This is a genomic window from Virgibacillus sp. LDC1, from assembly GCF_025792345.1.
Lineage (GTDB): Bacteria > Bacillota > Bacilli > Paenibacillales > Paenibacillaceae > Paenibacillus_AQ > Paenibacillus_AQ lautus.
In genome coordinates this window covers 211,060-237,140 of sequence record NZ_JAOXLZ010000002.1, presented here as the reverse complement: position 1 = coordinate 237,140, position 26,081 = coordinate 211,060, and the positions used below count along the sequence as shown (strand labels likewise).

27 protein-coding genes are annotated in these 26,081 nt (G+C 44.6%); 6 read left to right on the top strand and 21 right to left on the bottom strand.

Annotated elements, in window-relative coordinates; translation table 11 throughout:
• Nucleotide 1: 1 nt before the first annotated feature.
• From OHJ21_RS21790 to OHJ21_RS21770, 5 genes are all read right to left on the bottom strand, one after another.
• Nucleotides 2-940, bottom strand: coding sequence for a GDP-L-fucose synthase family protein (locus OHJ21_RS21790; RefSeq protein ID WP_100539720.1), 939 nt, complete (start codon nucleotides 938-940; stop codon nucleotides 2-4).
• A gap of 25 nt (nucleotides 941-965) precedes the next feature.
• Entirely contained in the window at nucleotides 966-1,544 is a 579-nt protein-coding gene (locus tag OHJ21_RS21785; RefSeq protein ID WP_100540238.1) for a sugar transferase, read from the bottom strand.
• Nucleotides 1,545-1,668: 124 nt separating this feature from the next.
• A complete protein-coding gene (galU, locus tag OHJ21_RS21780) occupies nucleotides 1,669-2,559 on the bottom strand; it encodes a UTP--glucose-1-phosphate uridylyltransferase GalU (protein WP_100540237.1) in 891 nt (296 codons plus the stop codon).
• A gap of 275 nt (nucleotides 2,560-2,834) precedes the next feature.
• Complete coding sequence (locus tag OHJ21_RS21775) at nucleotides 2,835-3,476, bottom strand: CpsD/CapB family tyrosine-protein kinase (protein ID WP_100539719.1); 642 nt, start codon at nucleotides 3,474-3,476, stop codon at nucleotides 2,835-2,837.
• Complete coding sequence (locus OHJ21_RS21770) at nucleotides 3,457-4,209, bottom strand: YveK family protein (RefSeq protein ID WP_100539718.1); 753 nt, start codon at nucleotides 4,207-4,209, stop codon at nucleotides 3,457-3,459. The genes OHJ21_RS21775 and OHJ21_RS21770 overlap by 20 nt, the downstream gene beginning before the upstream one ends.
• Nucleotides 4,210-4,737: 528 nt before the next feature.
• Between OHJ21_RS21770 and OHJ21_RS21765 the strand changes: the two genes are divergently transcribed.
• The 5 genes from OHJ21_RS21765 to OHJ21_RS21745 all read left to right on the top strand — a co-directional run bounded on the left by OHJ21_RS21765 (nucleotide 4,738) and on the right by OHJ21_RS21745 (nucleotide 8,682).
• Nucleotides 4,738-5,154, top strand: coding sequence for a VanZ family protein (locus OHJ21_RS21765; protein ID WP_100539717.1), 417 nt, complete (start codon nucleotides 4,738-4,740; stop codon nucleotides 5,152-5,154).
• 130 nt (nucleotides 5,155-5,284) lie between these two features.
• Nucleotides 5,285-7,234, top strand: coding sequence for an asparagine synthase-related protein (locus tag OHJ21_RS21760; RefSeq protein ID WP_100539716.1), 1,950 nt, complete (start codon nucleotides 5,285-5,287; stop codon nucleotides 7,232-7,234).
• A 16-nt stretch (nucleotides 7,235-7,250) separates the two neighbouring features.
• Nucleotides 7,251-7,376: a paeninodin family lasso peptide gene (locus OHJ21_RS21755; RefSeq protein WP_106426994.1), complete on the top strand. Its 126-nt coding sequence runs from the start codon at nucleotides 7,251-7,253 to the stop codon at nucleotides 7,374-7,376.
• Nucleotides 7,377-7,478: 102 nt separating this feature from the next.
• Nucleotides 7,479-8,402, top strand: a complete 924-nt coding sequence (locus OHJ21_RS21750) for an aldolase (protein ID WP_100539715.1) — start codon at nucleotides 7,479-7,481, stop codon at nucleotides 8,400-8,402.
• Complete coding sequence (locus tag OHJ21_RS21745; protein ID WP_133120350.1) at nucleotides 8,395-8,682, top strand: hypothetical protein; 288 nt, start codon at nucleotides 8,395-8,397, stop codon at nucleotides 8,680-8,682. Before OHJ21_RS21750 ends, OHJ21_RS21745 begins: the two co-directional genes overlap by 8 nt.
• Before the next feature lie 136 nt (nucleotides 8,683-8,818).
• Here OHJ21_RS21745 and OHJ21_RS21740 read toward each other — a convergent pair whose 3' ends face one another.
• The 7 genes from OHJ21_RS21740 to OHJ21_RS21710 form a co-directional block, all read right to left on the bottom strand.
• Nucleotides 8,819-10,372 carry an AAA family ATPase gene (locus OHJ21_RS21740; RefSeq protein WP_100539714.1) on the bottom strand — a complete coding sequence of 518 codons (1,554 nt, stop codon included), beginning with the start codon at nucleotides 10,370-10,372 and terminating at the stop codon, nucleotides 8,819-8,821.
• Nucleotides 10,373-10,915 carry a hypothetical protein gene (locus OHJ21_RS21735; protein ID WP_100539713.1) on the bottom strand — a complete coding sequence of 181 codons (543 nt, stop codon included), beginning with the start codon at nucleotides 10,913-10,915 and terminating at the stop codon, nucleotides 10,373-10,375. It abuts the gene before it with no gap.
• The gene (locus OHJ21_RS21730; RefSeq protein ID WP_100539712.1) at nucleotides 10,912-11,106 is read right to left on the bottom strand and encodes a hypothetical protein; all 195 of its coding nucleotides are present in this window, start codon (nucleotides 11,104-11,106) and stop codon (nucleotides 10,912-10,914) included. The genes OHJ21_RS21735 and OHJ21_RS21730 overlap by 4 nt, the downstream gene beginning before the upstream one ends.
• A 17-nt stretch (nucleotides 11,107-11,123) precedes the next feature.
• On the bottom strand, nucleotides 11,124-12,830 hold the full coding sequence (locus OHJ21_RS21725; RefSeq protein WP_100539711.1) for a hypothetical protein: 1,707 nt from the start codon (nucleotides 12,828-12,830) through the stop codon (nucleotides 11,124-11,126).
• A 7-nt stretch (nucleotides 12,831-12,837) separates the two neighbouring features.
• Nucleotides 12,838-13,314, bottom strand: a complete 477-nt coding sequence (locus OHJ21_RS21720; protein ID WP_100539710.1) for a hypothetical protein — start codon at nucleotides 13,312-13,314, stop codon at nucleotides 12,838-12,840.
• A 334-nt stretch (nucleotides 13,315-13,648) separates the two neighbouring features.
• Nucleotides 13,649-13,861, bottom strand: coding sequence for a hypothetical protein (locus tag OHJ21_RS21715; protein WP_100540236.1), 213 nt, complete (start codon nucleotides 13,859-13,861; stop codon nucleotides 13,649-13,651).
• 204 nt (nucleotides 13,862-14,065) lie between these two features.
• Entirely contained in the window at nucleotides 14,066-16,837 is a 2,772-nt protein-coding gene (locus OHJ21_RS21710; protein WP_486021305.1) for a glycoside hydrolase family 3 C-terminal domain-containing protein, read from the bottom strand.
• Between the two features lie 862 nt (nucleotides 16,838-17,699).
• Between OHJ21_RS21710 and OHJ21_RS21705 the strand changes: the two genes are divergently transcribed.
• Complete coding sequence (locus OHJ21_RS21705; RefSeq protein ID WP_165789732.1) at nucleotides 17,700-17,876, top strand: hypothetical protein; 177 nt, start codon at nucleotides 17,700-17,702, stop codon at nucleotides 17,874-17,876.
• A gap of 186 nt (nucleotides 17,877-18,062) precedes the next feature.
• Here the strand turns inward: OHJ21_RS21705 and OHJ21_RS21700 are convergent, their stop codons facing one another.
• The 9 genes from OHJ21_RS21700 to OHJ21_RS21660 all read right to left on the bottom strand — a co-directional run bounded on the left by OHJ21_RS21700 (nucleotide 18,063) and on the right by OHJ21_RS21660 (nucleotide 25,772).
• Nucleotides 18,063-18,482, bottom strand: coding sequence for a DUF1259 domain-containing protein (locus OHJ21_RS21700; RefSeq protein ID WP_098741451.1), 420 nt, complete (start codon nucleotides 18,480-18,482; stop codon nucleotides 18,063-18,065).
• A 54-nt stretch (nucleotides 18,483-18,536) separates the two neighbouring features.
• The gene (locus OHJ21_RS21695; protein WP_100539708.1) at nucleotides 18,537-18,956 is read right to left on the bottom strand and encodes a DUF1259 domain-containing protein; all 420 of its coding nucleotides are present in this window, start codon (nucleotides 18,954-18,956) and stop codon (nucleotides 18,537-18,539) included.
• A gap of 302 nt (nucleotides 18,957-19,258) precedes the next feature.
• Nucleotides 19,259-19,933, bottom strand: a complete 675-nt coding sequence (locus OHJ21_RS21690; RefSeq protein ID WP_100539707.1) for a uracil-DNA glycosylase — start codon at nucleotides 19,931-19,933, stop codon at nucleotides 19,259-19,261.
• A 207-nt stretch (nucleotides 19,934-20,140) separates the two neighbouring features.
• Complete coding sequence (locus OHJ21_RS21685; protein WP_486021118.1) at nucleotides 20,141-21,025, bottom strand: glycoside hydrolase family 43 protein; 885 nt, start codon at nucleotides 21,023-21,025, stop codon at nucleotides 20,141-20,143.
• A 281-nt stretch (nucleotides 21,026-21,306) separates the two neighbouring features.
• Nucleotides 21,307-22,560: a mechanosensitive ion channel family protein gene (locus OHJ21_RS21680; RefSeq protein WP_100539705.1), complete on the bottom strand. Its 1,254-nt coding sequence runs from the start codon at nucleotides 22,558-22,560 to the stop codon at nucleotides 21,307-21,309.
• A 249-nt stretch (nucleotides 22,561-22,809) separates the two neighbouring features.
• Nucleotides 22,810-23,283 (bottom strand): DUF5381 family protein, encoded by a 474-nt coding sequence (locus OHJ21_RS21675; protein WP_100539704.1) that lies wholly within the window; start codon nucleotides 23,281-23,283, stop codon nucleotides 22,810-22,812.
• Between the two features lie 25 nt (nucleotides 23,284-23,308).
• Nucleotides 23,309-23,548: a hypothetical protein gene (locus OHJ21_RS21670; protein ID WP_243390898.1), complete on the bottom strand. Its 240-nt coding sequence runs from the start codon at nucleotides 23,546-23,548 to the stop codon at nucleotides 23,309-23,311.
• Nucleotides 23,549-23,834: 286 nt separating this feature from the next.
• Nucleotides 23,835-25,091 (bottom strand): DUF438 domain-containing protein, encoded by a 1,257-nt coding sequence (locus tag OHJ21_RS21665; protein WP_100539703.1) that lies wholly within the window; start codon nucleotides 25,089-25,091, stop codon nucleotides 23,835-23,837.
• A gap of 318 nt (nucleotides 25,092-25,409) precedes the next feature.
• The gene (locus OHJ21_RS21660) at nucleotides 25,410-25,772 is read right to left on the bottom strand and encodes a hypothetical protein (protein ID WP_100539702.1); all 363 of its coding nucleotides are present in this window, start codon (nucleotides 25,770-25,772) and stop codon (nucleotides 25,410-25,412) included.
• Nucleotides 25,773-26,081: the final 309 nt, after the last annotated feature.

Below are 26,081 nucleotides of genomic sequence, written 5' to 3'. Positions count from 1 at the left end.
GTTATTGTTTGATTAAATATTCCTTCTGAAACGCTTGATACACGGACCGTAATCCGCTCTCCAATGAAATCTGGGCTTTCCATCCAAGATTGTTTATCTTCGTCACATCTACCAATTTTCTCGGAGTCCCGTCAGGTATAGTGCTATTGAACACAATTTCTCCGTCATAACCGACAATGGACCGGATGAGTTCTGCCAGCTCTTGAATTGAGATATCTTGGCCAACGCCTACATTAATTATTTCACTTTCGTTATAATGCTCCATCAGAAATAAACACGCCTCTGCCAAATCATCTGAATGAAGAAACTCACGCCTAGGGTTTCCTGTCCCCCATACCTCTACTTCAGGGATGTTATTTTCTTTTGCATCATGAAATTTTCGTATCAATGCTGGTAATACATGAGAAGTCTTCAAGTCGAAGTTGTCATGTGGACCATACATATTGGTAGGCATAACGGATATATACTTTGTTCCATATTGACGATTATAAGACTGACACATGTTAATGCCCGCTATCTTAGCAATGGCATAGGGCTGATTCGTTGGTTCCAACTCACCAGTTAGTAAATATTCCTCTTTAAGTGGCTGTGGAGCAAATTTAGGATATATACACGTAGAACCTAGGAACAAGAGCTTCTTGACATTAAATTGATAGGCTGCATCAATAACATTGGTTTGAATAAATAAGTTATCTCTTATGAAATCAGCAGGATAGTCATTATTTGCTGCGATCCCGCCCACCTTAGCCGCAGCTAAAAACACATAATCAATCTTCTCTTGCTGGAACAGGTTATAGACCTCTCCTCTATCCCTTAGGTCCAATTCGGAACTGCTACGGCACACCAAATTGTGGTACCCATTACTTTGTAAAGCTCTTAGAATAGCAGAGCCCACCAAGCCCTTATGTCCAGCAACATAAATTTTTGAATCTAAATCCATATTATGATCAACTCCTAACCTCTCATTAAAAAGCATCTTTAGTTCCAAATAAGACCCTTACTGTGTGTAAAATAATTTTTATATCTGTAATGATTCCTCTTTGTTCGATATACTTTAGATCCAGCTCTACCATTTCATAAAAACTCAATTTATTTCTACCACTTACCTGCCACAAACCAGTACACCCAGGAATAACGCTCAAACGTAGCTTGTCATAGCTGCTATATTGATCAACTTCTCTAGGCAATGCTGGTCGTGGTCCTACAAGTGACATCTCACCGCGAATTACATTCCATAACTGCGGAAGTTCATCTATGCTGGTTCTGCGAATAAATTTCCCAATTTTTGTAATACGCGGATCTTCTTTCATCTTGAACATAGCGCCACTTATCTCATTCTGGTCTAATAATTCCTCCAATAATTCTTCGGCATTTGAAACCATGGAGCGAAATTTATACATTCGGAATGACTTTTCATCCTTACCGATACGAGTTTGATAAAAAAAAATAGATCCTTTCGGATCCTCTAACTTAATTAGTATGGATATGATTAGAAAGAGTGGCGACAATAGAACAAGCCCCATGAGGGCAAAAATGAAATCCATAGCCCGCTTTAATATACGATATAAGACTTTGCCGTTTTTCTTCTCTTCGGTATATATCGAGTTCCCCTCGAGAACAACTTCTATATCATTTCGTTGAGGAGTGGGAGACACTTCGTTCACCTCATTAGCGATTTATTTTACCCAGATGTTCTCGTTCGAGAATAGTTTCCAAACTGTGCAGTAATGGTTTACGCAAGTCCTCATTTTGCAGGGCAAAGTCAACTGTTGTCATTATAAATCCGAGCTTTTCGCCTACATCGTAACGGATCCCTTCGAAATCATATGCGAATACACCCTGGGCCTCGTTTAACTTTTGTATTGCATCCGTCAACTGAATTTCCCCACCAGCACCTTCCTCCTGAGCTTCAAGAAATTCAAATATTTCTGGAGTCAATATGTATCTTCCCATAATGGCCAACTGGGATGGAGCTTGGCCTGTAGGAGGTTTCTCTACAAAATAATCCACCTTATATAAACGATTCATTTTGTCGAGGGGAGCTACGATGCCATAACGATGCGTTTGGTCATACGGCACAGTTTGGACTCCGATCACGGATTTTTGTAATTGCTCAAATTGTTCTGCCAACTGCCGAATACAAGGTGTCTGCGACTGTACGATATCATCCCCTAGGAGCACAGCGAACGGTTCATCTCCTATAAAGTTGCGGGCACACCATACAGCATGGCCAAGTCCTTTTGCTTCCTTCTGACGAATATAATGAATATCCACGTTGGATGAACGGCGCACTTCATCAAGCAAATCAAATTTCCCTTTGCTAAACAAATTATTTTCCAACTCAAACGCATGGTCAAAATGATCTTCGATGGCACGTTTCCCTTTACCGGTCACAATGATAATGTCCTCAATTCCAGAAGCTATTGCTTCCTCCACAATATATTGAATAGTGGGTTTATCAACAATTGGAAGCATTTCTTTTGGCATGGCTTTTGTTGCAGGCAAGAAACGAGTACCTAGACCTGCTGCAGGGATAATCGCTTTTTTCACTTTCTTCATCATTCATTCACTACCCATCTCTGTTTATTCTTTATACATTTGTCAATATGAATGTCTATGTAGTAGAACAGCCTAGCTATACACTCTTCAATCAGGAAGAGAACATAGCTAAACTCTCTAAAAAGGGCATTTAACCCATCCTCACATCACACCATCGACAATAATGTCTAAGGTCTTTAAGACCCACAGCATGACCGAGTGTCTACAGTGAAAAAGGTGCAGTAGACATTACCTTATTACTACTTCCGCTAGCTTTATTGACTTTTTGGTAATTCTCACACAACCCGATTAATTACAATGCCAAGCATTCGGGCGTTTACATGTTTTAATTGTTCCTGAGCTTTCTTCAGCCTTTCCCTCTTCACTTTGCCTGCAGCTACCACCATAATAATGCCATCGCACAAGGCGCTAACTATGACACTATCTGAAACGGATAGTACAGAGGGCGTATCCATGAGAATAACGTCATATTGCTCTTTCATTTGATCCAGCAGATCACGCATCGCAATGGAATCCATAAGCTCCGACGGATTCGAAGGTACTGGCCCGGAAGGAAGCAATGAAAGCTGGTTGATCGATGTCTCCTGAATGACTTCACTTGTACTCGCTTGCCCTGCTAATAGTGTGCTTAGGCCTTGATAGTTTAATCGTGAGAAAATACGGTGCAGAGAAGGCTTGCGCAAATCGGCATCGATAAGAAGGACTCTTTTCCCCTCCTGTGCGTAGGTGACAGCCAAATTGCTGATTGTTGTACTTTTCCCTTCCCCAGTCTGGGATGAAGTCACCATAATCGTCTTTAATTCCATATCCTTTGAGGAAAAAGGAATTTTTGTACGAAGTAGCCTATACACTTCTGATATTGGAGATTTCGGATTTGTAGATACGATTAAACTGCTGTCATTGGTTGATCGTCGCATGCTGACCTTCACCTACTTTTGAGTTTTGTAGTGCTTTCATTCTGGCGGTTTTTTTCAGGTCACTTTTCGGGATTCTTCCTACAACCGCAAGTACGGGGACGTCCAGCATTTCGGTAATATCAGCTTCTGTTTTTAACGTATCGTCCAGGTAATCTAAAAGAAATATCAGTCCAATTGCCACCATCAACGAAACAACAAAGCTGATTAACAGATTCATGATTGGGTTGAAATTGATAGGTCCAGGGGTGGCTGTCATATCTGCTTCGCTTAGAATAGTGATATTATCAACCTTCATAATATGAGGGATTTGTTCCTTAAACACGGTGGAGACCGCATTTACGACTTCAGCAGCTTTGGCATAGGATGTATCCTCATAGACCAAGTTCATAACTTGTGAATTATTTGCCGATGTGACGGAAATCCTGGCGGATAATTGCCCCGCAGTCTGTCCCAGATCGGGAAATTTCTCAACAACCTTGTTCATAATAGCGGAGGATTTGATAATCTCTTTGTAAGAATTTATAAGGAATATACTTGTTTGGATTGTACTCGTATTAAGTGTTCCTGCCCCTTCTCCAGATGACTGGTTCACGATCAGCTTGGCATTGGCAGCATAGATCGGTGTTGTAAAGAAGTAGCTTTTCACTCCGGTTGCAACCATTGCAACGATCACAATAATTGCGATTAACCACCATTTTTTCTGTATGACTCCAAAATACTGTTTGAGTTCCATCTGCGTTCGACCCCCCGTTGGATTCAAGTTCCTACAACACCTTGATCTCGTTTTTTATTAATTACCGGCTATACATTCATGCATGGTTCATAATTCGCAACTCTTCGATACAATCCGTATAATTTATATCCCATAATTTACGATACAGTTTGTATCATGTCAAGGAGAACTTTCTTTGATTTCTCCATAAAAAAGACACGTTTTGTATCGCGATGATTGAAGTGTAAGATATGTTAACGCTTACTTATATAAAAGAAATAATTTCAACTCTCCGTTCTTAACCTTAAGATTTCCTCTGGAACACATACTATGTTTGGTGAAAATCCTCCGGGTTAGACTCGCCCTTTTATTCAAGTAATACTTTTCTAATTTCAAGCCATTACTGATCGGATGAGGATTATCTCCTGCTTGAATACGCGTAAATACTGCTATATGATATTCACCTGGGATACGATTTGTATCAATTTTAATTTAATGGAAATTCATCCTCTCCATTCCTGAGGCCTCTTCAAAAAAAGGAGTTATGTTATGCGCATCTTTATTACTGTAATTTGGGCTCTAGCCTTGTTCATCTTCACTTGCTCTCTTAATTTTCAACTTCTGATCCAGCATCACATTGTAAATTTCCGATTTAATCCGTCCCCTGATTGGTCCGATCTTCTGAAACTGGATTTTCAATGGTACAGCGGAGATTGGATTTCGCGTAAATTAGGCCATTTCTTCGGATTTTTCATCCTTGCTATGCTGGCGTCGAACTTCGGCAAGACCAAGTCAGCCTTCTATTGGTGTGTACTTTATGCTGCATTCACAGAAATCCTCCAACTGTTTTTCTTTCGGGGCGGGAGGATTTATGACGTGATCAACGATGCCTCCGGCATTCTACTGGCTTACTTCTTGTGCACATTCCAGCTCCGTAGAAATACCAACCATAAAAGCATCCGTTAAGATTCCAGAAAATAAACAAAAAAAGTATTGATACAAATTGTATACATGATATATAATGTTACCGATACGATATGTATCATTGATTTGAATGGGGTACAGCCGGTGTAGGCTGCAACGAAAGGAAGATCGAATGGGCGCAATTGCCGGTATTTATCGTTTTCATGGAGAGCCGATTCCAACGGATAACAGCGAACTCATAATGTCGGCATTAAGCAAGTATCCTGCTGATCAAAGCGCCGTTTGGCAAAAGGATTACATTATGATGGGATGTCATGCCCAATGGATTACAGAGCATGCCATCCACGAAATACTTCCTTATTACGATCCGCAGCGCGGGCTTGCCATCACGGCCGACGCCATCTTAGACAATCGGGATGAGCTCATGGAACAGCTGCATGTGTCGCCTGTCCATAGGCCGCACATGACAGACAGTGAAATTCTGCTGCAGGCTTATGAGAAATGGTCCGAACGGATGCCAGAGCGACTGGTCGGAGATTTTGCTTTTGCCATATGGGATGAACGCAAGCAGCTGCTGTTCGGGGCAAGGGATTTCTCAGGCGCAAGAACGCTATATTATCATCACGATGAGCAGCAGTTCTCCTTCTGTACGATGATGACTCCCTTGCTCACTTTACCTTATATACATAAAGAGCTTAACGAGCGTTGGCTAGCCGAGTTTCTGGCGATCCGCGGTGTGTTCGAACCCCCGGATGCTTCAACCACTGTGTACAATCATATTTATCAGATCCCGCCTTCCCACTCCTTCATCGTTAAACATAACCGGTTATGGATCAGCCGATATGACAACCTGGCTAATGTGCAGCCTCTGCAGCTCCGTTCATCCGAGGAGTATGAAGAAGCCTTTCGTGAGGTATTTCATAAAGCCGTAACCTCAAGGCTTCGTCGTTCAAGCCTGCAAATCGGCGCTCATCTTAGTGGTGGTTTGGATTCGGGCTCTGTTGCAAGCTTTGCAGCAAGAGCACTTCAGCAGAAGAACCGGATGCTTCAGACCTTCAGCTACATACCGGAAGATGAATTCATAGATTGGACGCCAAAGCACAGATTTGCTGACGAGAGGCCGCTCATCAGGCAGACCGTACAGTTTGTGGGCAACATCCATGATCATTACTTGAATTTCAAAGGTCACAGTCCCTTTACGGAAATCGACGACTGGATTGACATCCTGGAATCTCCTTATAAGTTCTTTGATAATTCGTTCTGGCTAAGAGGAATTTATGCGCAGGCGCAGCAGCGCGGGATCGGAATTCTGTTGAATGGAGCAAGGGGGAATTACAGCATCTCTTGGGGACCCGCAATGGAGTATTACACGCGACTTATGAAAAAGTTCAACTGGCTCCATCTATCCCGCGAGATCAATCAGTATAGCAGGAACGTTGGAGTTGGACGTAAGCGGCTATACTCCATCCTTTGCCGTAAAGCATTGCCTTTCCTCACAAGGATAAGGCCATCCGGATCATCAGCTGAGTTGCCGCAGCTCATCCATTCCGACTTTGCTGAACGCACAGGGATCTACGACAAGCTGCAGGATCGCACGTTTACCGGAATTGGCTCAACAGACGATCTTCCTGATGATCCACTGGAAGCCAGAATTCAGCATTTCAACCGGGTTAACATGTGGAGCGCCACCGGGTCAAGCGGCTGCAAACTGTCCCTTCGTTATTCCGTATGGAGTCACGATCCGACCAATGATCTGCGCGTCATTCGATTCTGCCTGTCAACGCCAATGGAGCAATTCGTTCATAATGGCATGGATCGGGCTTTAATTAGACGCTCTACTTCAGGCTGGCTCCCCGATTCCATCCGGCTTAACCAGAGAACAAGAGGCATCCAGGCAGCCGATTCTATCCATCGTATGCGAAGTGACTGGCCAGCATTTATCGATGAACTGGATCATCTGAGTCGTGATTCTAGAATGCAGCAGTTCATTAACATGCCTGTTCTCGAAGAAGCTCTGTCGGAGGCCCGTCAGGGAATGGATCCAAATCAAGCCTATGGCCCCTCCATTAAACTCCTAATGCGCAGCCTCATTCTGTATCGATTTCTTCAAAAAAACTTTTGAAAGGAGGTGAATCTATATGAAAAAGGAATGGAGCGTACCTGCTTTGGAGGTTCTTGACATCAAAATGACCATGGCTGGTCCTGGTAGTGCAATTCCGGATGGAGTGCAACCGGATCCGGACGAAATGGTTCACACCAGCTAACATATAAAGCCATCATGTTCTGATAAAAAGAGCCCCTATACGCCTGATCGGGTATAAGGGCTATCTTTTTTTATTCGCATATTAATCATTGGAGTGAGGACCATGCTTCAAACGTTTAAGCCAACCGCATATAAGGCTTTCGGGTTTTCCATTCATAGTGACATTCCCATGCCTGAGTTACAGCCCGTCGTCCTCCCGGATGATTTTGCCGACATTGTCGTCCGTTATGCCGATCTGACCGAAAGATGGCTTGGAAGATCTGATAAATCGAATAAAACATGGGTATGCACTGAAGATATGGTCATGTTCAGAGTACCTGAACTCGCCGTTTTTGCAATAGAGGACGGAACGACCATCTCTGTTTCTCCAGAGAAGGGCGCCGCGGAGGATAAAATCCGCCTGTACGTGCTGGGATCTTGTATGGGTGCCCTTTTATTGCAGCGTAGAATACTCCCCCTGCACGGCAGCGCGGTAGTGATTGACCATAAAGCCTATGCCTTCATCGGTCATTCCGGGCACGGGAAGTCGACGCTGGCTTCTGCCTTTTTGCAGAAAGGATACCAATTATTAACGGATGACATTATCGCCGTGACGCTGGACCAACAAAATATTCCTTACGCAACGCCAGCTTATCCTCAACAAAAGCTTTGGCAGGAAAGCCTTGAAGTCTTCGGTATGGATTCCAGGCATTTTCGGCCTTTGTTCGAGCGTGAAACCAAGTACGCCGTCCCCGTCACATCCCAATTCTCCAATAATCCCCTGCCGCTGGCTGGCATTTTTGAGATCATCAAGACGGATTGCTGTCAACTACATATACGTGAGATTGATAAATTAGAGAAGCTGCCGCTGTTGCATCGTCATACCTATCGAAACCAACTTCTATCCGGCAGCGGATTAACGAAGTGGCATTTTGACATCACAGCGCGCATGTCCGGGAGTATGGCTATGTACCAGATTCAGCGTCCATTAAACGAACATACCGTGCACGAGCTAACGGCCATGGTCTTAGATACCATACGTGAATAAACATGAACTTCATGGGTCGTTTATCGAATCATATTCCGCAGCGATCAAACACCCGCAATTACATATGCCCCCCTTTATAAAAGATCCCCAAATGACCGGTTTGGGGATCTTTTCACTAAAGCTCGGCCTCGACAAGGCAAGGCTTTTGTCTGCGTCACATCCATCTTTTACTTTTCCTGCTTACGCACAAATACCACAACAACTTCGAAAGACGATGCGCAGCAAAATGAACTTCTGGATCGACCTTAGTGTTTTTGTTAATGTCGTTTCTAACGGCTGAGTACATTCATGATTTCGATCTTAAACAAATTAACAACCCGCTCAATGAGCGGGTTGTTATACATGAAGGCGAATACGGCCATATTGCTGTCAATAAACGGGCCCGAGCGCTGATCGGATCAGTTTGTATTCGTATACTATACCATTACTTTTCGTCCGCTTGATCGGTGAATGCCATGCCCATTCGCCTCTTCATTTATTTTACCAGCTGGGACTGCCCTTTCTTTACCCCAAGTACGTATCGCTTCAATTTGTTCAGGGCTTGTTTGAGATAACGGCACGACATTGGTAAAGAAGTTTATAAACGTATCATCAGTAATGGAATCGTCCCCTTTTACAAATGCTTGCTTCACTACGTCTCGAACAGCAGCTTCCAAATCCGCACCGGCAAATCCGTCCGAAAGTCTCACTAAATGCTGTAATAATTCATTTGATATTGTTCTCTTCAATCCCTTTTCAATATAAATCTTTATAATTTCCTCCCGTTCACTCGCGGTTGGTAAATCTACGAAAAACAACTCATCAAAACGTCCTCTGCGCAGCAGTTCAGGGGGCAGCTTGGATACGTCATTGGCGGTTGCCACAACGAAGACTCTAGCGAGGCTTTCCTGTAACCAATACAGAAATTGGCCGACCAGACGGGTCGATGTGCCTCCATCGCCTCCGCCTACTGCGCCGGCAAGACCCTTCTCAATTTCATCAATCCATAATACGCATGGCGCCACATGATCGGCTGTGGATAATGCTTCCTTCAAACGATTCTCACTCTGCCCTAAGTACTGTCCATGTATGGTGGATAAATCCAACCGATACAGCGGTAGGTTCCATAAGGAAGCGATCGCCTTAGCGGATAAAGACTTCCCACACCCCGGAACACCAACCAACAAAATTCCTCTTGGCGGGCGAATGCCGCGTTCACGCAAGTCGGCCGTCAGGAGCTGGCGATTAGCATCAAGCCATAATTTAAGGCCATCTAACCCGCCAATTTGATAGTCCTCTCTTACAATAACTCGCTCAATACCAGAAATATCAGCAAAAATCTTATCTTTGGCATGCATTAATTCCTTTAAATTCTCATTCATAATACTACCGTTAGCTAATAATGTTGCGATCACATTTTCAGCCTCGATTTGGCTTATGCCCGCAAGTATAGCGGCCGCTTGCCTCTCCTCGGCATCCTGCCACTCAATGAACATTTCACTTCGATAAGGATAAATTTGATCCCGAATAATGATCAGCATTTCATCCTCGTTGGGCTGAGACAGCGTTATCGACATGCCCAGACGCTGCAATGGCCCCCAGACAGGATTATTCGTAATTACAACAATCGCCCCGCCCGTTTCCGTAGCAAGCATTACCGCATCTTGCAATTGTCTTGCCATCCGAGTATCGTCTTCAAGCTCTTGTACCTCTGTAAAAACGAACGTTTGATTTTGCAGTTGACCGATTTTTTGTGTCACATAATCTAGTCCACCAATAACCGAACGGTCCTCATTGAGCAGCCGATTGGTTGATATATCTCTCATTCCTTGGGATAACGTATGGTAGCCAATGTTTAAATTTAACTTTGTTGATAATTGAGCTATAAAACTAAGCGCACGAGAGCGTTCCGCAGTACGTATAGAAATAAAGGGAATTCTCGCTTTCAAATATTGCTCCATGGTCTTCAAACATGTTTGCAAGTCACTCATTTAAAATAGCACCCTTCTTCTAGACTTAAATGGATCAGATGCAGACTCCTTCGGTTCAACCGGCTCACGAGCCGCGGCCGCTGGAGCTTGCGTCTGTTGCTGTATCAAACTATTATGTCTAATCGTATAGGCAAGTTGACCCGTTCGATCATGCTTTGCGCTTTCTAATAAAGCTTCCTGAGAATCTCCGACATATTTACTTACAACTTGGATCAAGGATTCCTTAACATCCTCAGGAAAAATAGAAAGGCGGCATAAACGATACAGCAAATCAAATCGGTAACGTGCATTTATAATGGCGGAAATAATGGCTGCTTCTTCACCGCGTGAATGATCCAGTTCCTGCTGGAATAGGCGCGTCGTATACTTTAATTTAAATTCAATTACTTCATAGGTGCACTTTACAATTTTATCAGCTACACCTGACGTCCATTCCAACTTACCTTTTTCCAGAACAGAAATGATCTTCTCATCTTCCTGACCAAGTTCTTTTAGTTGATGAAACAGCTTCGTCCATTCGGAATAATAATTCGGAGGATTCATAATAATTTCGAGCTCCGTCTACGAACTAATACAGCCGGCGGATTCAAATCCCATGCAGGAAAGCTTTCCGCTAATGATTCGTTAATGGTTTGCCTTTGCAGTTCTTCAATCTTCAGATCCAGCTTTGCTTGCATTTGGCCAGCCGGCTCTGTCGAAGAATTCTGAATGATGGGTTTGCTTCTATTTAACATCCGGATTTCACTCCTTCTTAATTTGACGAAATAACGGCTCTAGCAGAATCATAGGTCGAATATGTATATTGCTCTGGCGTAACTTGATCAAGAAGCTCATCTATTTTACTTGCGTTAGCATCTTCAGTCTCATACTCGAGGCGATAATCAACAATATCACTTAAAGTTGCCACTAAAATTTGCTTATGATTTGCGAATAGTTCCTCATAATTCTGTTCAATTAGTTGTACATTCTTTTTAACAATCCTCAGACCATTCAGGAAAATAAACAAACAGATAGCGGAAACAATAAATAAAAATAATGTGCTCATACCTAATACAAAGAACCCAATACCTGCAGCTAAGGATACCCAATGTTTGGCGCCGAGCTTGTTTTTACCCAAAGCGTCCTCTTTCTTCAATTGAATATGCTGTTGCAAACTGGAGATCAGCTCTTCCTCATTACTTCCGTCCCTCGAAGTGCCCGTCCAATCGTCCAATTTAATCTCAATATCGATAGGGACAGCATTACGATTTTCAGCAGTTAGATCATCATGGGCATGGTTTATCCATTCCTTCGATAAGGCTATGGCGAGCTTTTGGGTAGCAACAGAAGCGTTGGATTCTGTCGGATACATGGAAAAGTTCGTTAACAGCTGGGTAAAATCAAGTCTTTCGTCAACAACCTTCTCATTTGCAAACAAGTTCTGGGCCGTGTTCTTATCTCCATCTTCTTTTATGATTAATTCATTTAATCGTTCTTCACGACGTAACGGCAGCTCTTCCTCGTCGAATTCACGAACCAAAATGTCGAGCAGTTGGTCTACTGCAAAAGCCAAGTTTTTGGAAGGGATAATCTCTTGCGTAAGGATAAAATTGAAATATTGAAAAATAATATCATGCAGCTGCGCACCCTCAAGCGCATGCTGAAGCTGTGGCCAAGTCGGACTGTATTTCCTCAAATGAGGAAATTTTGAAGCATCCAGCTTTTCTGTACGCGACAAAAGCGCTTTCTTCCATTGGTCTCGCTGTGCTTCGATAAAACCTGCTTTTTGTGATAGCTCGTCCAACCAGCTTTTTATTAATAAGCCGCATTTCGCTCTAGCTTCAGGACCAAAAATCCCGTTAGAAAAGCCATCAATCAAAATAACGATTTCTCTCTTAAGTTCATTCGGATCTTGCTGACCAAAATATCGTTCCAACCAAGAGCGGCTTGATTGATAACGACCTCCTCGGCGCGTAACCAATGCAAAAAACAGAGATGTCTTCTCATCATCTCTTCGCAACGCTTCGACAACTGCCTTCTCAGCCAGCTCCTTTTTATCACTAAGCCATGCGGATAATGCGATTAAGCATGGCGCCAGCCAATACCGTGGAGCAGCCAGCAACTGTTCTTCCGATGCGTTCTCGATTGTATCCTTACGTACCAAACTGGTGTCAACGGCTTGCAATATTCCAATCGCTCTTCGACGAACATCCTCATAGTGACCGTATTTATTCTCGAGTTCTTGTCTAACCTTAACTAATCTCGTCTCTGCTAACTGCACATTTTTGATCAATCCATCCTGGCGTACATATTCACGAAACTCTTCCGCAAGCAGTGCAAGATCGCTTTGCGTATCCTCCAGTTGCTGCTCTACCGTAGCTACCTGTTGATATACTCCATTAATATTGTCATTAATTGCGCTCAACGAATTTTCGATCCGACTCAAGTTAGCCGTAGAGATCGTTTGATGATTTGACATCGCTCATCTACTCCTTAATCATAGATACTTCTCCAGATAGGGATACTGCAGCAATCATATTCATATATACCTCGATGTAGGCATAGCTAGGATGCATAGCCAGTCTTCTAGCCTTTTCCATACCGTTTGGGACGATTTCTCCTCGTTTATAATGATCGAGAATCTGTAATCTAGTATCTAGCGAATGGACTTCATAAGGATTCCCCAAGTAACACTTACTCACAATACCTAACGGAAGCTGATCCACCGCTAACTCGGGAAATTCACTGGATATTTGATCTATAAGCTCTTGAACTTTTCCCTTAGAGACAACCACACCGCTAACATCAAGCTTGGTCATCGATTCTATGAAAGCGCTTGAGCGTTTTAAGCGCAATCTTTTCTCTAATGCAGCTCCTTCTAATCGAACTACAGCTTGCTGTCTGGGTGCGACATCCAGACTGGTTTCAACCCGTGTATTAAGTCCTAATATCGGTCTCCGCATAGTACCTCCAAGAACTATATTTTGGTTTATTTTAGTATATCATGGAATATGATGAAGGGATATGTTGAACTTTGCTGTAATGAGAACTTCAGCATGTTGAACTTTGTAGACTCTAGTCACAACTTAACTGTGAACAAATTGAAGATAACATCTTATGGTCAACGCAAAAAACCATCCTCATGCGGATGGTTTTGGATTATTATTCTATTATTATTTCTTTGAAAAAAGCAAAAACCATGCCCTTATGCGATCGGTAGTTTTACATAGTGCTAAGAGGGGGATTACTCCCTTGTCCGAAGGCAGCCAAGAAAATGGCATGGATATCATGCACGCTTTAAACATCCACCGGCAGGCTTTCTATAGCTGTAAAAAATACGTCCAGCAGCTCTTTATCAAACATTTGTTTTACGTAATCCGAGATTCGAGCTAAGTCTTCCTCGCCGTTATATTCCAGGCATGCACGCCCTTCACACCATAATACCTTGCAATGAAATTGTTGCTTCACATGCTCAATAATATAGTCTTGTTCAACACATTCACGGATCATTACTGCCAAACGTCTCACACCCACTCATCTTTTTATGTTCTCGCATCCTCCTTATTATTCAAATTTCAAATATGTTTTTCGGTGATATTTGTCATACATACTGGATATCAGCAACGGGCAAGTGGTGTATTCATATTGTTATCGAGGAAAAAGGGGATATCCAAAAGATCTTAGATCTGTTGGATACCCCCTGTGTTGCTAGATTTAAACCCGTTTAAATTCAATCCAGTCGATCTGCAAGCCGGGCTTGACAAAATCCAGCTTCATTTCATAATAACCCGCTTCCAGCTCCACTTTGACAAGCTTCTGCCTGATCCATCTGCCGTCGGTACCATTCGTTTGAATCGTGGTCACCGGTTGATCGTTCAGTGTGACGTTGCATGCGCTCTGGGCCAGTTCCGATTCCGGAGACATAATGCGCACAATGATCCGGTACTCGCCGGATTCTTCGACCTTCACATACGTCGATCCCGCTTCAGCCGGTTTTACTTGTGTGCTCTCCGATAAGGTTTGTGCTTGCTCCGGCGCGAGAGAAGTGGCGGATTTAAAAGCACCTACGGCTTCCTCGATCACCTGTTTTCTTGAAAATACCGGCGCATGCATCAGGAACCGGCAGATGTTCATGGCGCTGCGCTGCAGCTCTCCACGAGTCAGCGTACCATTGTCCAAGGATGCCAAGGTATTGTCTTCCCATGCGTTGATTTCCGCACCGTAGTTCATAACCACCATATACAGATCATTTTGGGCGCGGACCATCCAGTTGGTGTTTTTGCGATCGGCTGGGCCTCCGTTCACCACATCGTTCATAATGGCCCACCAGTCGGTCATCACGATACCCTGGAATCCCCACTCGCCGCGTAGGATGGTGGTATTCAAATCATAATTGGATGCTGCCCAGTGTCCATTGATCGGATTATACGAGGTCATGATGGCGTTCGCCCCGCCTTGTTTCACCGCGATTTCAAAGCCTTTCAGGTAAATCTCCCGAAGGGCGCGTTCGGACACAACAGCGTCGACTTTACTGCGATGCTTCTCCTGGTTGTTGCAGGCAAAATGCTTCAGGGTGGCATTGGAGCCGCCCCTCATGATCCCGCGCGTGCATGCCGCGGCAAATACCCCCGAGATCAGCGGATCTTCCGAGAAATATTCAAAATTGCGTCCATTCAGCGGGCTGCGGCGAATGTTCAGACCCGGTCCAAGTAAAGTATCAATGTTGTAGCTGAGTAGCTCCCGGCCTTCCATGACATAGAGCTCTTCGACCAGCTCGGCGTTCCAGGTGGCCGCAAGCAGGGTTCCAATTGCCACCTGCGTTGCTTGCTGGCCGCTGTCCATCCGTATTCCGGACGGCCCATCCGCCGTACAAGCCACCGGAATTCCGTAGTCGAGCAAGCTGTCGCTCACGCCGCCAAAAGCCGATGCCGTGCCCGCCGTAACCAGCGGACTGCTCATGCCTTCTCCTCTGACGATCACTGCCAAGTCATGATCGCTGAGTTGAGCGATAAAAGCTTCCATGCTGACTTTCCCCTCATAAACGTCCCTTAAGGTATAACCTCGATTGCCCGTTTGCTCCAAGGTAAGCGGCAGGTTTTGATGAATGCGTTCCTCCATGTTCATCTTGCGCTGCGGCACCTCTGCATATGTCAGTTCGTATGAGCCGTCTTCCTTGCGAATGCCTGGCTTCATTCTGGTGAAGCCTTCCGTTGGCGCCATAGCTTCCTGCAGCTGCTCCACAACTTGCAGCATTTCGACAACATAGCCTTCTTGGCCATCCAAACCGATGGGCTCCACATTCTTCACGCTGGTTCCCACATACAAACGGTAGGTTCCGGCCTCCAAGACATAAGCGGAAGCTTGTCCCGTCACACCAGCATCATCGTAGGAAGCCATGGTGTGGAGAGGGAAACTGATCGTGAGCGGCTGCGAATCGCCGGGCGCAAGCACCTGCGTCTTTCCAAATGCCGCCAACACTTTGGCAGGCTTGCCCAAGACGCCTTGCGGCGCTTCGTAATAAACCTGCACCACCTCTTTACCTGTATAGGTGGTCCCGATATTTTTTACGTTTACGTCGATTTCAACGTATTGCGCTCCCTCTCTAACCACCAGCTTGCCTTCCTGCGGCTCGATTTGGAACTGCGTATACGACAACCCAAAGCCGAATTCATACTGCACGGAAGCGGGTCGAAACGTTTCGAAAAAACGGTAACCCACATAAATATCCTCTTGATAAACATTCTTTAGCTCGTTGCCGTAATTGCGGGTCGATGGATAATCCTCGATCGAATAAGCAATCGTATCGGTTAGTTTGCCGCTAGGCGTCACCTCGCCCACCAACACGTCTGCAATGGCGTTACCGCCCTCCATGCCACCTTGCCAAGCGTAAATGACAGAAGAAATCGGGTGCACATAACCTTCATCGAGCATCCAGCTCATATCGATAATGTTGGATACATTCAGCACCACAATGGTTTGCTCGAAGTGCGTGGTCACCTGCTGCAGCATCGCTTTTTCTTCGGACGTTAACTGGTAACTGCCCGGCTCATTAGCATTATCCTGATCTTCACCCGCTGTTCGCCCGATAACAACAATCGCCTTGTCGGATGCCTGTCTTGCTGCGGATACCAGCTCATCGGTCAAAGCCATTTCCTTCTGATGCCACGGTTCCGCAGCCCAGCCGCCTCCGCCATTATCGAAAGGATTTTGTTCAATCCACTGTTCATAGGCAGATGCCAATTCTTCGTTGACGGTGATGTTCTTCTTATCCCGAAGACCGCCGAGCAGGTTCGTTGTATGGGAAACATGAACGCTTCCGCCCGAACCCGTACCGCTGCGGTAATAATTAATTTGCGTTCTGCCGAAAACGGAAACGGTTTCGTTTGGTTTCAGGGGCAGAACCTGTCCATCATTCTTTAACAGTACGGCACCTTCGGCAGCGACCTTTCGGCTAAACTCGGCAAAGCCTTCCAAAGGAGCTCCCATTCTCTGTGTATTCAATCTTTTCCCTCCTATTTGTTTTCTCCAAAGATCCAATTCATATGAAGAAAGGTAGTAAATGCCTGACGAATTCCAACATTAGGTATAAGGCATCTATGTACTATCATAGTAACAAATTCTGCATAGGAATATATAAAAAGTCTTGAAGTTGCTGAAAAGAGTACAGTTTCGATTGAGGGATTCACAAAAGGCGATATACCTGAAAAAGTCAAACGTTGTATAGGTACACCAGAATTACATAAGCAAAGGGATGGGACCATACAGAAATAATTTGTCTATTGAATAAACACAATCGTTGAGGACTAAAAACGGGTATGATAAGATAAGAATAGAAATAAGGACGGTGTGCCAACCGTCCTCAGTACAACATCTTGAGTGGAATCCCCTCCAAGATCATGTGTGATCAGAAAGTAACCCACTTCGGCGACAACCTAAGAGTGGGTTACTTTCGTTTATCGATGTAAGTTAGCAATGCCAAAAGGAATAACCCGAAGGTAAGCACTTCACCAAACGAAATGTTCATCGCATCACCTCCTTTCGGAGGTTGCGCCCACTCAAGGTGTGTTGTACATTCCAAATTATAGCATATAAGCCCTGGAATTTTCGGGGCTTTTTCTTTCGCCCATAAACCATGACAATCCTCTCAAATACAATATTTTGAAGGATATCATCATACCGTGCGATGAAATCGCTGCTCTATGTGCTTAATAACATAATCTTGTTCCATATATTCACCAACCGTTGCCATCAAACGTCCTCTGGAGTTCTACGACACGTATATCCGTACAACGGCCAGCACATAATAAACCTCATTAACCTATATAAGTAAACAAGGAGGACCTTTCAATTGAGCGCAAATCAACCGGACAAGAACCTAATCAACACGGTGGAACAGCTGGCAGAGACACCCGTGAACAGCCAGGAGGCCCAGCAACAGCAGCAGGCCCGCAACGATCGCCGGAAACAAGCGCTGCATGACAGCGATGACAAATACAAAGAAAATGAATCCAAGAACTATCATTAGGATCGTTAGCAACGTCTGAACTCCATGAACACGCGTTGTTAACCTCCCTTTCAAATGTAAAAACGTAGAAAAGCGACCTATCACGGTCGCTTTTCTACGGATACAAATTGGATTATATTCACTTTGGCCTCCAAATATTTACCGGCTGAATGGTCTATTTCGGGGGGCCTTCATTCTGCTCTCACATTAACCCAAGAAAGCAATGGAGCGTTTTACTTTCCTTGCAAATGCAATGGGATCATCGATCGACTCCCAGTGGATATACATTAAACGCGGGTTCTCAAACAGCCAGTGATTGTGGACCGCTGTCACTTTAATCCCATTTTTGCGAAGATTGGTCAGCAATTGATTTACTTGACTTTGTAAGAGAGCGGTTTCCCCTAAACAAAGTGCGCGACCGGAACTGTCCAGGTTTTCAAACGAGAATAATTGATAACGGATCAAAGGGGAAGTCGTCCGTCTTCCTAAAATAGATGCTCTTATTCTCCGATTTCTGGAGACAAAACAAACCGGTCCTTTTGTTATTTCATGCTCCGTTCCGCCTAGAATGGCCGAGAATTGGTTACATAATCTTCTAAAGCGAGGACTTGCCTTCACTTCCGCCATACGAAATCATCCTCTCATTAAATGATAGAAAGACGAGACATCACTCACCCGGCATTAACCCAAGAATGCAATGGATTCTTTTGTTTTTCTTGCAAACGCAACAGGATTGTCAATAGATTCCCAATGCATATACATTAAGCGAGGTTGTTCTTTTAGCCAGTGGTTATGAACCGCCGTTACTTTTATCCCACGTTTACGGAGATTGGATATCAATCGATTGACCTGATTTTGGTGTACGGCAGTTTCACCCAAACAAAGCGCACGGCCCGATTTATCAAGAGATTCAAAGGAAAACATTTGCATCTGAACCAAAGGGGAGCGCGTTCTTCTTCCCAAGATGGATTCCCTTAGGTTCGTCATACGCGTGACAAAACAAACCGGACCTTCCTCGATTTCCGATTCGCCTCCTAGAATTCTTCCAAATTGAGCACAGAGCCTTTTGAATTGTGGGCTCACTCTAACTTGTTCGGCCATGATAAGTCCTCCTTTAATCGTAATCTATGTATCTTATGATCGAAGGAGAGAATAGTATTGGACTGATAAGTAGATATAAACATAAAAAAAGATTTCCTTAATAGGACAAGCATGACACCTGTGGGCCTATGCTTACGAATCGATCCGTTAAGAATCTTGCTTTTTCGATCGAGCCGTAAAAACACAAAAGTCCATCCTGATGGTAAGCAAAAGCCACATCCTCATGCGGATGTGGCTTTTCATTGTCCAGATACAATCGCTTGCTGGATGAAGAGGTCTTACTATGGCCACTCTCCTTCCTCTTACAAGTTAGGAATTTGCCAATCAATTTCTTGAAGCCCCATATTGCGCAGAAATTCGTTAGCGCGAGAAAACGGCTTACTGCCAAAAAAGCCTCGGTGCGCAGACAACGGACTCGGATGCGGTGAACGAATCAGTATATGCTGTCGGTTCGTAATGAGCTCCGCCTTCTTCTGGGCGTGGCTTCCCCATAACAGGAACACGACAGGCTCATTTTTCCGGTTGATCGTCTCAATGACCCTATCCGTAAAGCTTTCCCATCCCCTGTTTTTATGAGAATTCGCTTCATGCGCCCTTACGGTGAGCACCGTATTTAGAAGGAGTACCCCTTGCTGCGCCCAAGTTATCAGATGGCCGTTGTTGGGAATGAAGCAGCCCAGATCATCCTGAAGCTCCTTGAACATATTTTGCAAGGAAGGAGGCGTGCTGACGCCCTCTTTGACAGAGAAGCTTAAGCCGTGGGCCTGTCCCGGTCCATGATAAGGATCCTGGCCTAAAATGACTACCTTGGTGGCCGCCAGCGATGTATAGTGCAGCGCATTAAAAATATCGTATTTATCAGGATAAATGGTCTTCGTCCGATATTCCTCAATGAGAAATTCCCGGAGCTGTAAGTAATATGGCTTCGTAAACTCCTGCTCTAAATATGTCGCCCAGTCATTCTTCAATATCGCCATTTCGGGTGCTTTCCTCCTGCCATGGTCAAAAGATATAACTAGATTATATCATACGGATTATTGCTGGTATTTCCCAACACTTAGCCCTTACGAAGACGCAAAAAAAGCGACCGATTACACGGGCCGCTTTTTCAATTTTGTATATGGAGGCGAATCATTAGCTCAGCAGATCCACCTTCGGCCACGGATGTTGATCATTTCCCTTAATTAAGTCATGATGACCGGCTCAATCTTGCCGTTGCCGATCCGCATCCGATCCATACATAGCTGGCGGTGGCCCGGCTCGGTGTCTCCAATGATTCGGCGGTGGTATACGATAAGCCACTCATCTCTCTCCTGCAAATGCAAGTAGCCATGGTGGCCGGGTCCTTCGGCAATCGGCTCCTGTCGCTCCAGAATCGTGCCTTCATTCTTGAATGGACCGAACGGGCTGTCGCTTACGCCATAGGCTACGCGGTAGGTTCCATTCGTCCATCCGCCCATGGACCACATCAGGAAATAAAGTCCGTCCTTCTTAATCATGCAAGGACCTTCCACGTATCCCTCCGGCGTAATGGAACGGAAAATCTCATTGCCGTCGTCTGCCAATGGAACGAATCCCGTCATCTCTTCGTTCATCCTTGCAACGTTGCAGTGCCCCCATCCGCCATAATACAAAAAGATCGTTCCGTCTTCGTCCTTGAATAGATGCGCATCGATCGGCTGTGCCTGATGAATGAACTTATCCACGAGCGGCTTCCCCAAGTAGCCTCTATACGGCCCCTCCGGACGGTCCGAAACGGCGATTTCCAAGCCGCCGGTTTCCTCGTTCGATTGGATGTCGTTCGATGCAAACACGAGATAATATTTCCCTTGGTGTTCGATATGCGTCGGTGCCCAAACCGCCCTCCATATCCATGGAAAATCCGCCATTTCGATAATGCCTTCGTGTTTCTCCCAATGGATCAGATCGTCGGAACTGAATGCGTCCAGATTCATCTGCATCGTATATTCCGTGAAGGACCGCGTCGCATAAATCCAGTGCTTCCCCTCATACGTTCTGGCTTCGGGATCCGCATACCAGCCGGGTATGATCGGATTGTTGATGTTCAATGGTAGTCACTCCTCTCCTGTGCTGCGCTTGGTTCATACATGACCAAGACTCAATCTGAGTGATATATAACGTGGGCCGCGCTGCAAAGCGATTCGGCCTTCATTCCCTTGTCCTGCTTAGCGCGGATAATCTCAACAGTCAGTCGAGTTCGAACAATATGGTATCGCCCGCCGACCCATGACGCTCGATTGAGATATGGCCACGTTCTACCATTGCTTCTACACCGGATAGCCATTCTCCTCCCGCGTGAATTCCTTGTAACTCGTTCAACGATGCGATCTCAATATCCTCGCGAATATTCCGGGCTTTCTTTGAGATGGACGATATCATGGCCGGTTGGATTTTGGAAGGCACGAAGACCGAAGGTCGGCGCAACGGCAAAGATATGATCAAAAATATCCGCTTGAATCGATTCATATACGCCCCAGTTGGTATCATTGCTGAAAGCGTAGATTTCCAATGGCAGTCCGTTATCTCCCGGCGCTAACTGTCTGACAATCAGCGTCATATCCTTATGGATTTTCGGATGATTCCGCAGATATTGATGGATATATTCTCGGAACACGCCCACATTCGTAAGCTGCCTGCCGTTCACTTTGCTTTCCGTATTAATCTGGTGTTCGATGTTGTACGCGTTAATTTCATTTACTCTTGTCGTGACATAATCGGTAAGGTAGTGAATCTTCTGAAATTCCTCAATCATTTCCTTGGTGCAAAAGCAGATGCTGCTCGTATCGACATAGAAGCTTCGTTTAATCCTTCTGCCGCCGGATACCTGCATGCCTCTCCAATTCTTGAACGAGTCTGAGATGAGGGCGTAGCTTGGAATCATCGTGATCGTTTTATCAAAATTCATTACTTTTACCGTATTCAATGTAATGTCGATGACGTCGCCGTCCGCATTGTATTTCGGCATTTCAATCCAATCGCCGACACGCACCATATCATTCGATGATAATTGAACGCCTGCCACCAGACCCAATATGGAGTCCTTGAAAACCAACATCAGAACGGCTGATAAAGCACCAAGCCCACTGAGTATGATCAAGGGATTCTGCCCGATGAGGTTCGAGATGACCACGATGCCGCCGATGATGAAGAGAACGATTTTCACCACCTGAATGTATCCCTTAATCGGTCTGATCTTGGAGACTTCAAACGAACGATAAATGTCATCAAAAGCATTAAGCAGCGCATTCAACACCGAGATGGTGACGATAATCATGTACGTTGCTGCAGCTTTTTCAATCAAAACTTGATAAGCCGGAAAGATGGACGCCGAAAAATAAATAATGATTGCCGGCACGAGATGCGACAGCTTGTGGAACACTTTTTTCTCCACGATGATATTGTCCCACGTGTACCGATTGTTGTTGACGATATGAATAATCGTCTTCAGCACGATTTTTTTGGTAATAAAATTGGCCAGTATGGAGATCACCGCGATAAATACGACCATGATCATATTCGAGAGATATCCAATGGTTTGTTCGCTCATGCCATATCCGTCTAGTTGATTTTTGATAAAGTCCATTGTTTCCTCCTGACGCAGTTTAAGATTAGCCTATTATTATAGATGAGATTCTAGTACTACGCAAAGTTCAAGATAAGACATCGCTGGGTTGATTTGGGAGATGCTTGGTAAGTTTGTAAGGAAAACAAAAAAGAGAACCAAAAGGGTGCTCTTTAGTATGTAGTATTCGGACTTGGTGTCTGATTCGATATGCGCGAAGGGTTATAAGATTATCTTCTTAAGTCCTGCAGCCATTCCTCCAATACAAATCTATTTCGTTACCTTTCCGTTACGGCTGATCAGCCCTCGCAGGTGCTTCATAACAGACTGAATTTCGGTATCAGTCAACATATAATACGTTTTCACCGTCCAGGTCTCTCTGTTTTTCAAATGAAATATCAGCTTGGGAAACTTCGGAAGCAGCCACTTCCGAATGGAAGGGCCGCTGTAGCTGATACTTGTAATCTCCGCCCAGGCTACGGTCCGCGTTCCATCTGAAATGGAATTTTGATCGTAGGTTAGCAGCTGCGCATCTGATTTCAGCGCCTTTGGCAAGCTGACAACCAAATATCCTCCAAAAAACGGAATCCCTATTATGGCTGATGTGATACAAAAGAACTTACGAATAAAAGAAGTATCCATAAAAAAAGCCGCGTACAGCAGAAACAGGCAGGCTAGCACAAAAAGTAAACTGCCAAGTGATTTTCCCCATGCTACGGATTTCCGATAAGATATCGCGTTCATGATTTATCGCCTTTCTGAAATTATTTTAACAGTCCGCTAATCCAGCGAACTCCACTTTCGGCCACTTTAGCTGCGCCATCACCGACAAAGGCTCCAGCCGTACCTCCCACATAGGAACCGATAGCCGAACCAACCGGGCCGCAACCATCACCGGCTCCGCCTGCTTGCCTTTAACCCATGGCGCATTATGAATTTTAGTTTGGGACGGATTTCTGGGATCTACTTTGAATTGTACCGTCTTAGCTAAGACTAAGGAAGTGCCCACAGAGCTGTAAAGGAGAGTTCCCCACTGAAGGCAAAGCGTGGCTGAGCAAAACCACGATTCTACGGATCGCGTTGGTCAGGAGGTTTTCTAATTGATATTTTGATTAAATTCAACAAGCGAAACGAAACAACCAGTCTCCGATTGTTTTCGGCGACTGGTTGTTTAGACTTATCAGTATTTTGATCGCTGTCTCACAGAAGGGGCAGTCCCCCCTAGTTAGAAAGCCAAAAGCCAAAGGCTTTTAGAATCCAATTCAGGTGAATCCCAAGGTGAACGGCTTCCCTTCTTACGGTGAGAGTATCCGTTTTTGACCGGTGAGCTCCTGAATCGGCTTAATGTTTTGAGTGAATTCAAGCGTGCCTATATAGTTTCCTTCTTCATCTCTCACGGCAAAATAACGAATGTAGACAAATTTATCTTTAACCGGGATCCAGAAATCTTCTGCATCTTTGACACCTGCTTTGAAATCAGCAAGCAGCTGATTGACGACGTGAACGCTTTGCGGAGGGTGGCAGTTCTGAACACTTCGGCCGATCACCGCTTTGGTGCGAACGAAGATTCTCTCTTTGCCCTGTGAAAAATATCGAACGATATCATGCTCATCGATAAAGGTTAGGTCGACTGGCAAATGATTTAAGATGGATTCCATCTGTTTGACCGATAAAATGCCAGTACTCATTCGGATATACCCCTCTTGCAGCGGAGAAGACGCCAATCCCTGATCTGTGCCAGGTTCAGCTGCTCTTTCAGGAATCCATGCTTGATCCGGCGCAATTAAACAATAACCGACTTCTTCGCTTTGGGCAGCAATTTGAAGCCATTCATCTTCCGTCAACTTTTCCAGAGCCATAGGTAATAAGATATGTTCCTCTTTATAGATCATTTCTGTTACTTCATTTAAGACGCGTTTGGCAAGGTCCACTACGCTCTGCGCATTGCCCTCAAAATGAGTGAGGTTGGATTTTACTTCTTTTATTCCCATTCGGATACCGTCATCGACTGCCCACATCACCTTGGTCGGTCCATAAATTCCGTATTTCTCGAGAAAAGGAAACAGCAAATTTTCTTTGCGGCTGTAGTGTTTGTCTACGTCATAGAGGAGACTGAAATCCTCCAGCAATTTGAGGCGATTTGCCTCTCCCTGATCCTTCAGAAATTGATCCAAATGCAGCGCAATTTTGAAATTTGCCAGTCGATCGATTTCTTGGTTCTCCATCTTAAAGGTAAACACAGGATGTCCAGGCTGCTCTTCAGGTTTATGAGCCCTGTGAATGTCTTGGATGGAACCTTTGAATACAGCAGCATGTACACTGCACAATCGCTGTACTTCGGTTACCGGTATTCCTTCCTCCTGCATTAGCACTTGCTCCAGCTCCGAAATTTCATCAACCGATATTTCGCCTACAGCTTGGTTGAATTTTGACTTCACTTCCTCCACGCTTTTTCCATGGTGCAGCTCTTTAATGATTTCCTTGAGCAAATGTATACGGGCCGTTCGATGAGCAGAAATTCCTTCCTCACGGTTATTAATGAATTCACTCATGTTCATCACCTCTGTTTTGTTTCGATATATAAAGATGAAGTTCTATTCTGTTTACTTCTCTAAACTAGCATCCTCATGCTCCTTCACTTGTGATTAAAAGCACAAAGGTAATGAAGATTCATTGAACAAAGAAAAAGTAATCCATCTTCTTCGAAAAATCTCTGTCCACTTAACGAAATGGCCGCACGACTGAACGCGAAGCTCGCTCGGCCATAAATACGTAACATCCCTTGTTTCCGAATTGCATCTGGGCCGGTAAACAAAAAGCGACCGGTCACGGTCGCTTCTTTATGGAATGTATGGAGGGGATTCAAACCCCTATAGTGAAAAATCCGTAACACTCTTTTTATAGGCATATTTCAGGGTATATGTTTCTTCGGTTCCGTAGGGCATGGTAGCCATTTTTATGCGAGTATAATCAAGCCGACTCTCTCTTAACACTCTTTTTACCAAGGCTATCGCCCGTTCTTCTTCCGTAATGACACAGAATATATTAAGCGAATATTTTTTTGGATCGGATATGTTTTTCCCCATATCAAAACCGTCAACATGGCCTAAATCTGCATCTGCTAAAGATAGTTGCAAGTATTTCATTACTTGTTCTCTTAACCAGTGATCACGTTGGCTGCCTTTTACACTTTTCAGAGGATACTGTACCACTAACCAGAATTTGTCGCTCATCAGATTCACCAGCCATCTTCAGTTAATGTAGAAATTTAGGGTTATTATACCACAAACGGAAAAGCCACCGACCCGAACACGGGCTGATGACTTTGTGCATGATTTTTATGAAGAGCGTGGCTTGGCAGGATGTACGGCATGCCGCATTAAAGTTTACCCGCTATGTAACGGCATAGGCTTTTTTGTATTACTGTTATTCAGTTCGGCAGCAATTAGCCGCGTACAGATTCCCTGATTAGGATACTGCCATCCAGCATTGTTAAAGTCCATCGATTTGCGTTATTGGAGGACACTGGGTCCGCTATTTCC

Coding starts and splice junctions, on each gene's coding strand:
- OHJ21_RS21790 (WP_100539720.1), bottom strand. CDS start 940: ATGGATTTAGATTCAAAAATTTATGTTGCTGGACATAAGGGCTTGGTG.
- OHJ21_RS21785 (WP_100540238.1), bottom strand. CDS start 1,544: ATGGATTTCATTTTTGCCCTCATGGGGCTTGTTCTATTGTCGCCACTC.
- galU (WP_100540237.1), bottom strand. CDS start 2,559: ATGAAGAAAGTGAAAAAAGCGATTATCCCTGCAGCAGGTCTAGGTACT.
- OHJ21_RS21775 (WP_100539719.1), bottom strand. CDS start 3,476: ATGCGACGATCAACCAATGACAGCAGTTTAATCGTATCTACAAATCCG.
- OHJ21_RS21770 (WP_100539718.1), bottom strand. CDS start 4,209: ATGGAACTCAAACAGTATTTTGGAGTCATACAGAAAAAATGGTGGTTA.
- OHJ21_RS21765 (WP_100539717.1), top strand. CDS start 4,738: ATGCGCATCTTTATTACTGTAATTTGGGCTCTAGCCTTGTTCATCTTC.
- OHJ21_RS21760 (WP_100539716.1), top strand. CDS start 5,285: ATGGGCGCAATTGCCGGTATTTATCGTTTTCATGGAGAGCCGATTCCA.
- OHJ21_RS21755 (WP_106426994.1), top strand. CDS start 7,251: ATGAAAAAGGAATGGAGCGTACCTGCTTTGGAGGTTCTTGACATCAAA.
- OHJ21_RS21750 (WP_100539715.1), top strand. CDS start 7,479: ATGCTTCAAACGTTTAAGCCAACCGCATATAAGGCTTTCGGGTTTTCC.
- OHJ21_RS21740 (WP_100539714.1), bottom strand. CDS start 10,372: ATGAGTGACTTGCAAACATGTTTGAAGACCATGGAGCAATATTTGAAA.
- OHJ21_RS21735 (WP_100539713.1), bottom strand. CDS start 10,915: ATGAATCCTCCGAATTATTATTCCGAATGGACGAAGCTGTTTCATCAA.
- OHJ21_RS21730 (WP_100539712.1), bottom strand. CDS start 11,106: ATGTTAAATAGAAGCAAACCCATCATTCAGAATTCTTCGACAGAGCCG.
- OHJ21_RS21725 (WP_100539711.1), bottom strand. CDS start 12,830: ATGTCAAATCATCAAACGATCTCTACGGCTAACTTGAGTCGGATCGAA.
- OHJ21_RS21720 (WP_100539710.1), bottom strand. CDS start 13,314: ATGCGGAGACCGATATTAGGACTTAATACACGGGTTGAAACCAGTCTG.
- OHJ21_RS21715 (WP_100540236.1), bottom strand. CDS start 13,861: ATGATCCGTGAATGTGTTGAACAAGACTATATTATTGAGCATGTGAAG.
- OHJ21_RS21710 (WP_486021305.1), bottom strand. CDS start 16,837: ATGGGAGCTCCTTTGGAAGGCTTTGCCGAGTTTAGCCGAAAGGTCGCT.
- OHJ21_RS21700 (WP_098741451.1), bottom strand. CDS start 18,482: ATGGCGGAAGTGAAGGCAAGTCCTCGCTTTAGAAGATTATGTAACCAA.
- OHJ21_RS21695 (WP_100539708.1), bottom strand. CDS start 18,956: ATGGCCGAACAAGTTAGAGTGAGCCCACAATTCAAAAGGCTCTGTGCT.
- OHJ21_RS21690 (WP_100539707.1), bottom strand. CDS start 19,933: ATGGCGATATTGAAGAATGACTGGGCGACATATTTAGAGCAGGAGTTT.
- OHJ21_RS21680 (WP_100539705.1), bottom strand. CDS start 22,560: ATGGACTTTATCAAAAATCAACTAGACGGATATGGCATGAGCGAACAA.
- OHJ21_RS21675 (WP_100539704.1), bottom strand. CDS start 23,283: ATGAACGCGATATCTTATCGGAAATCCGTAGCATGGGGAAAATCACTT.
- OHJ21_RS21665 (WP_100539703.1), bottom strand. CDS start 25,091: ATGAGTGAATTCATTAATAACCGTGAGGAAGGAATTTCTGCTCATCGA.
- OHJ21_RS21660 (WP_100539702.1), bottom strand. CDS start 25,772: ATGAGCGACAAATTCTGGTTAGTGGTACAGTATCCTCTGAAAAGTGTA.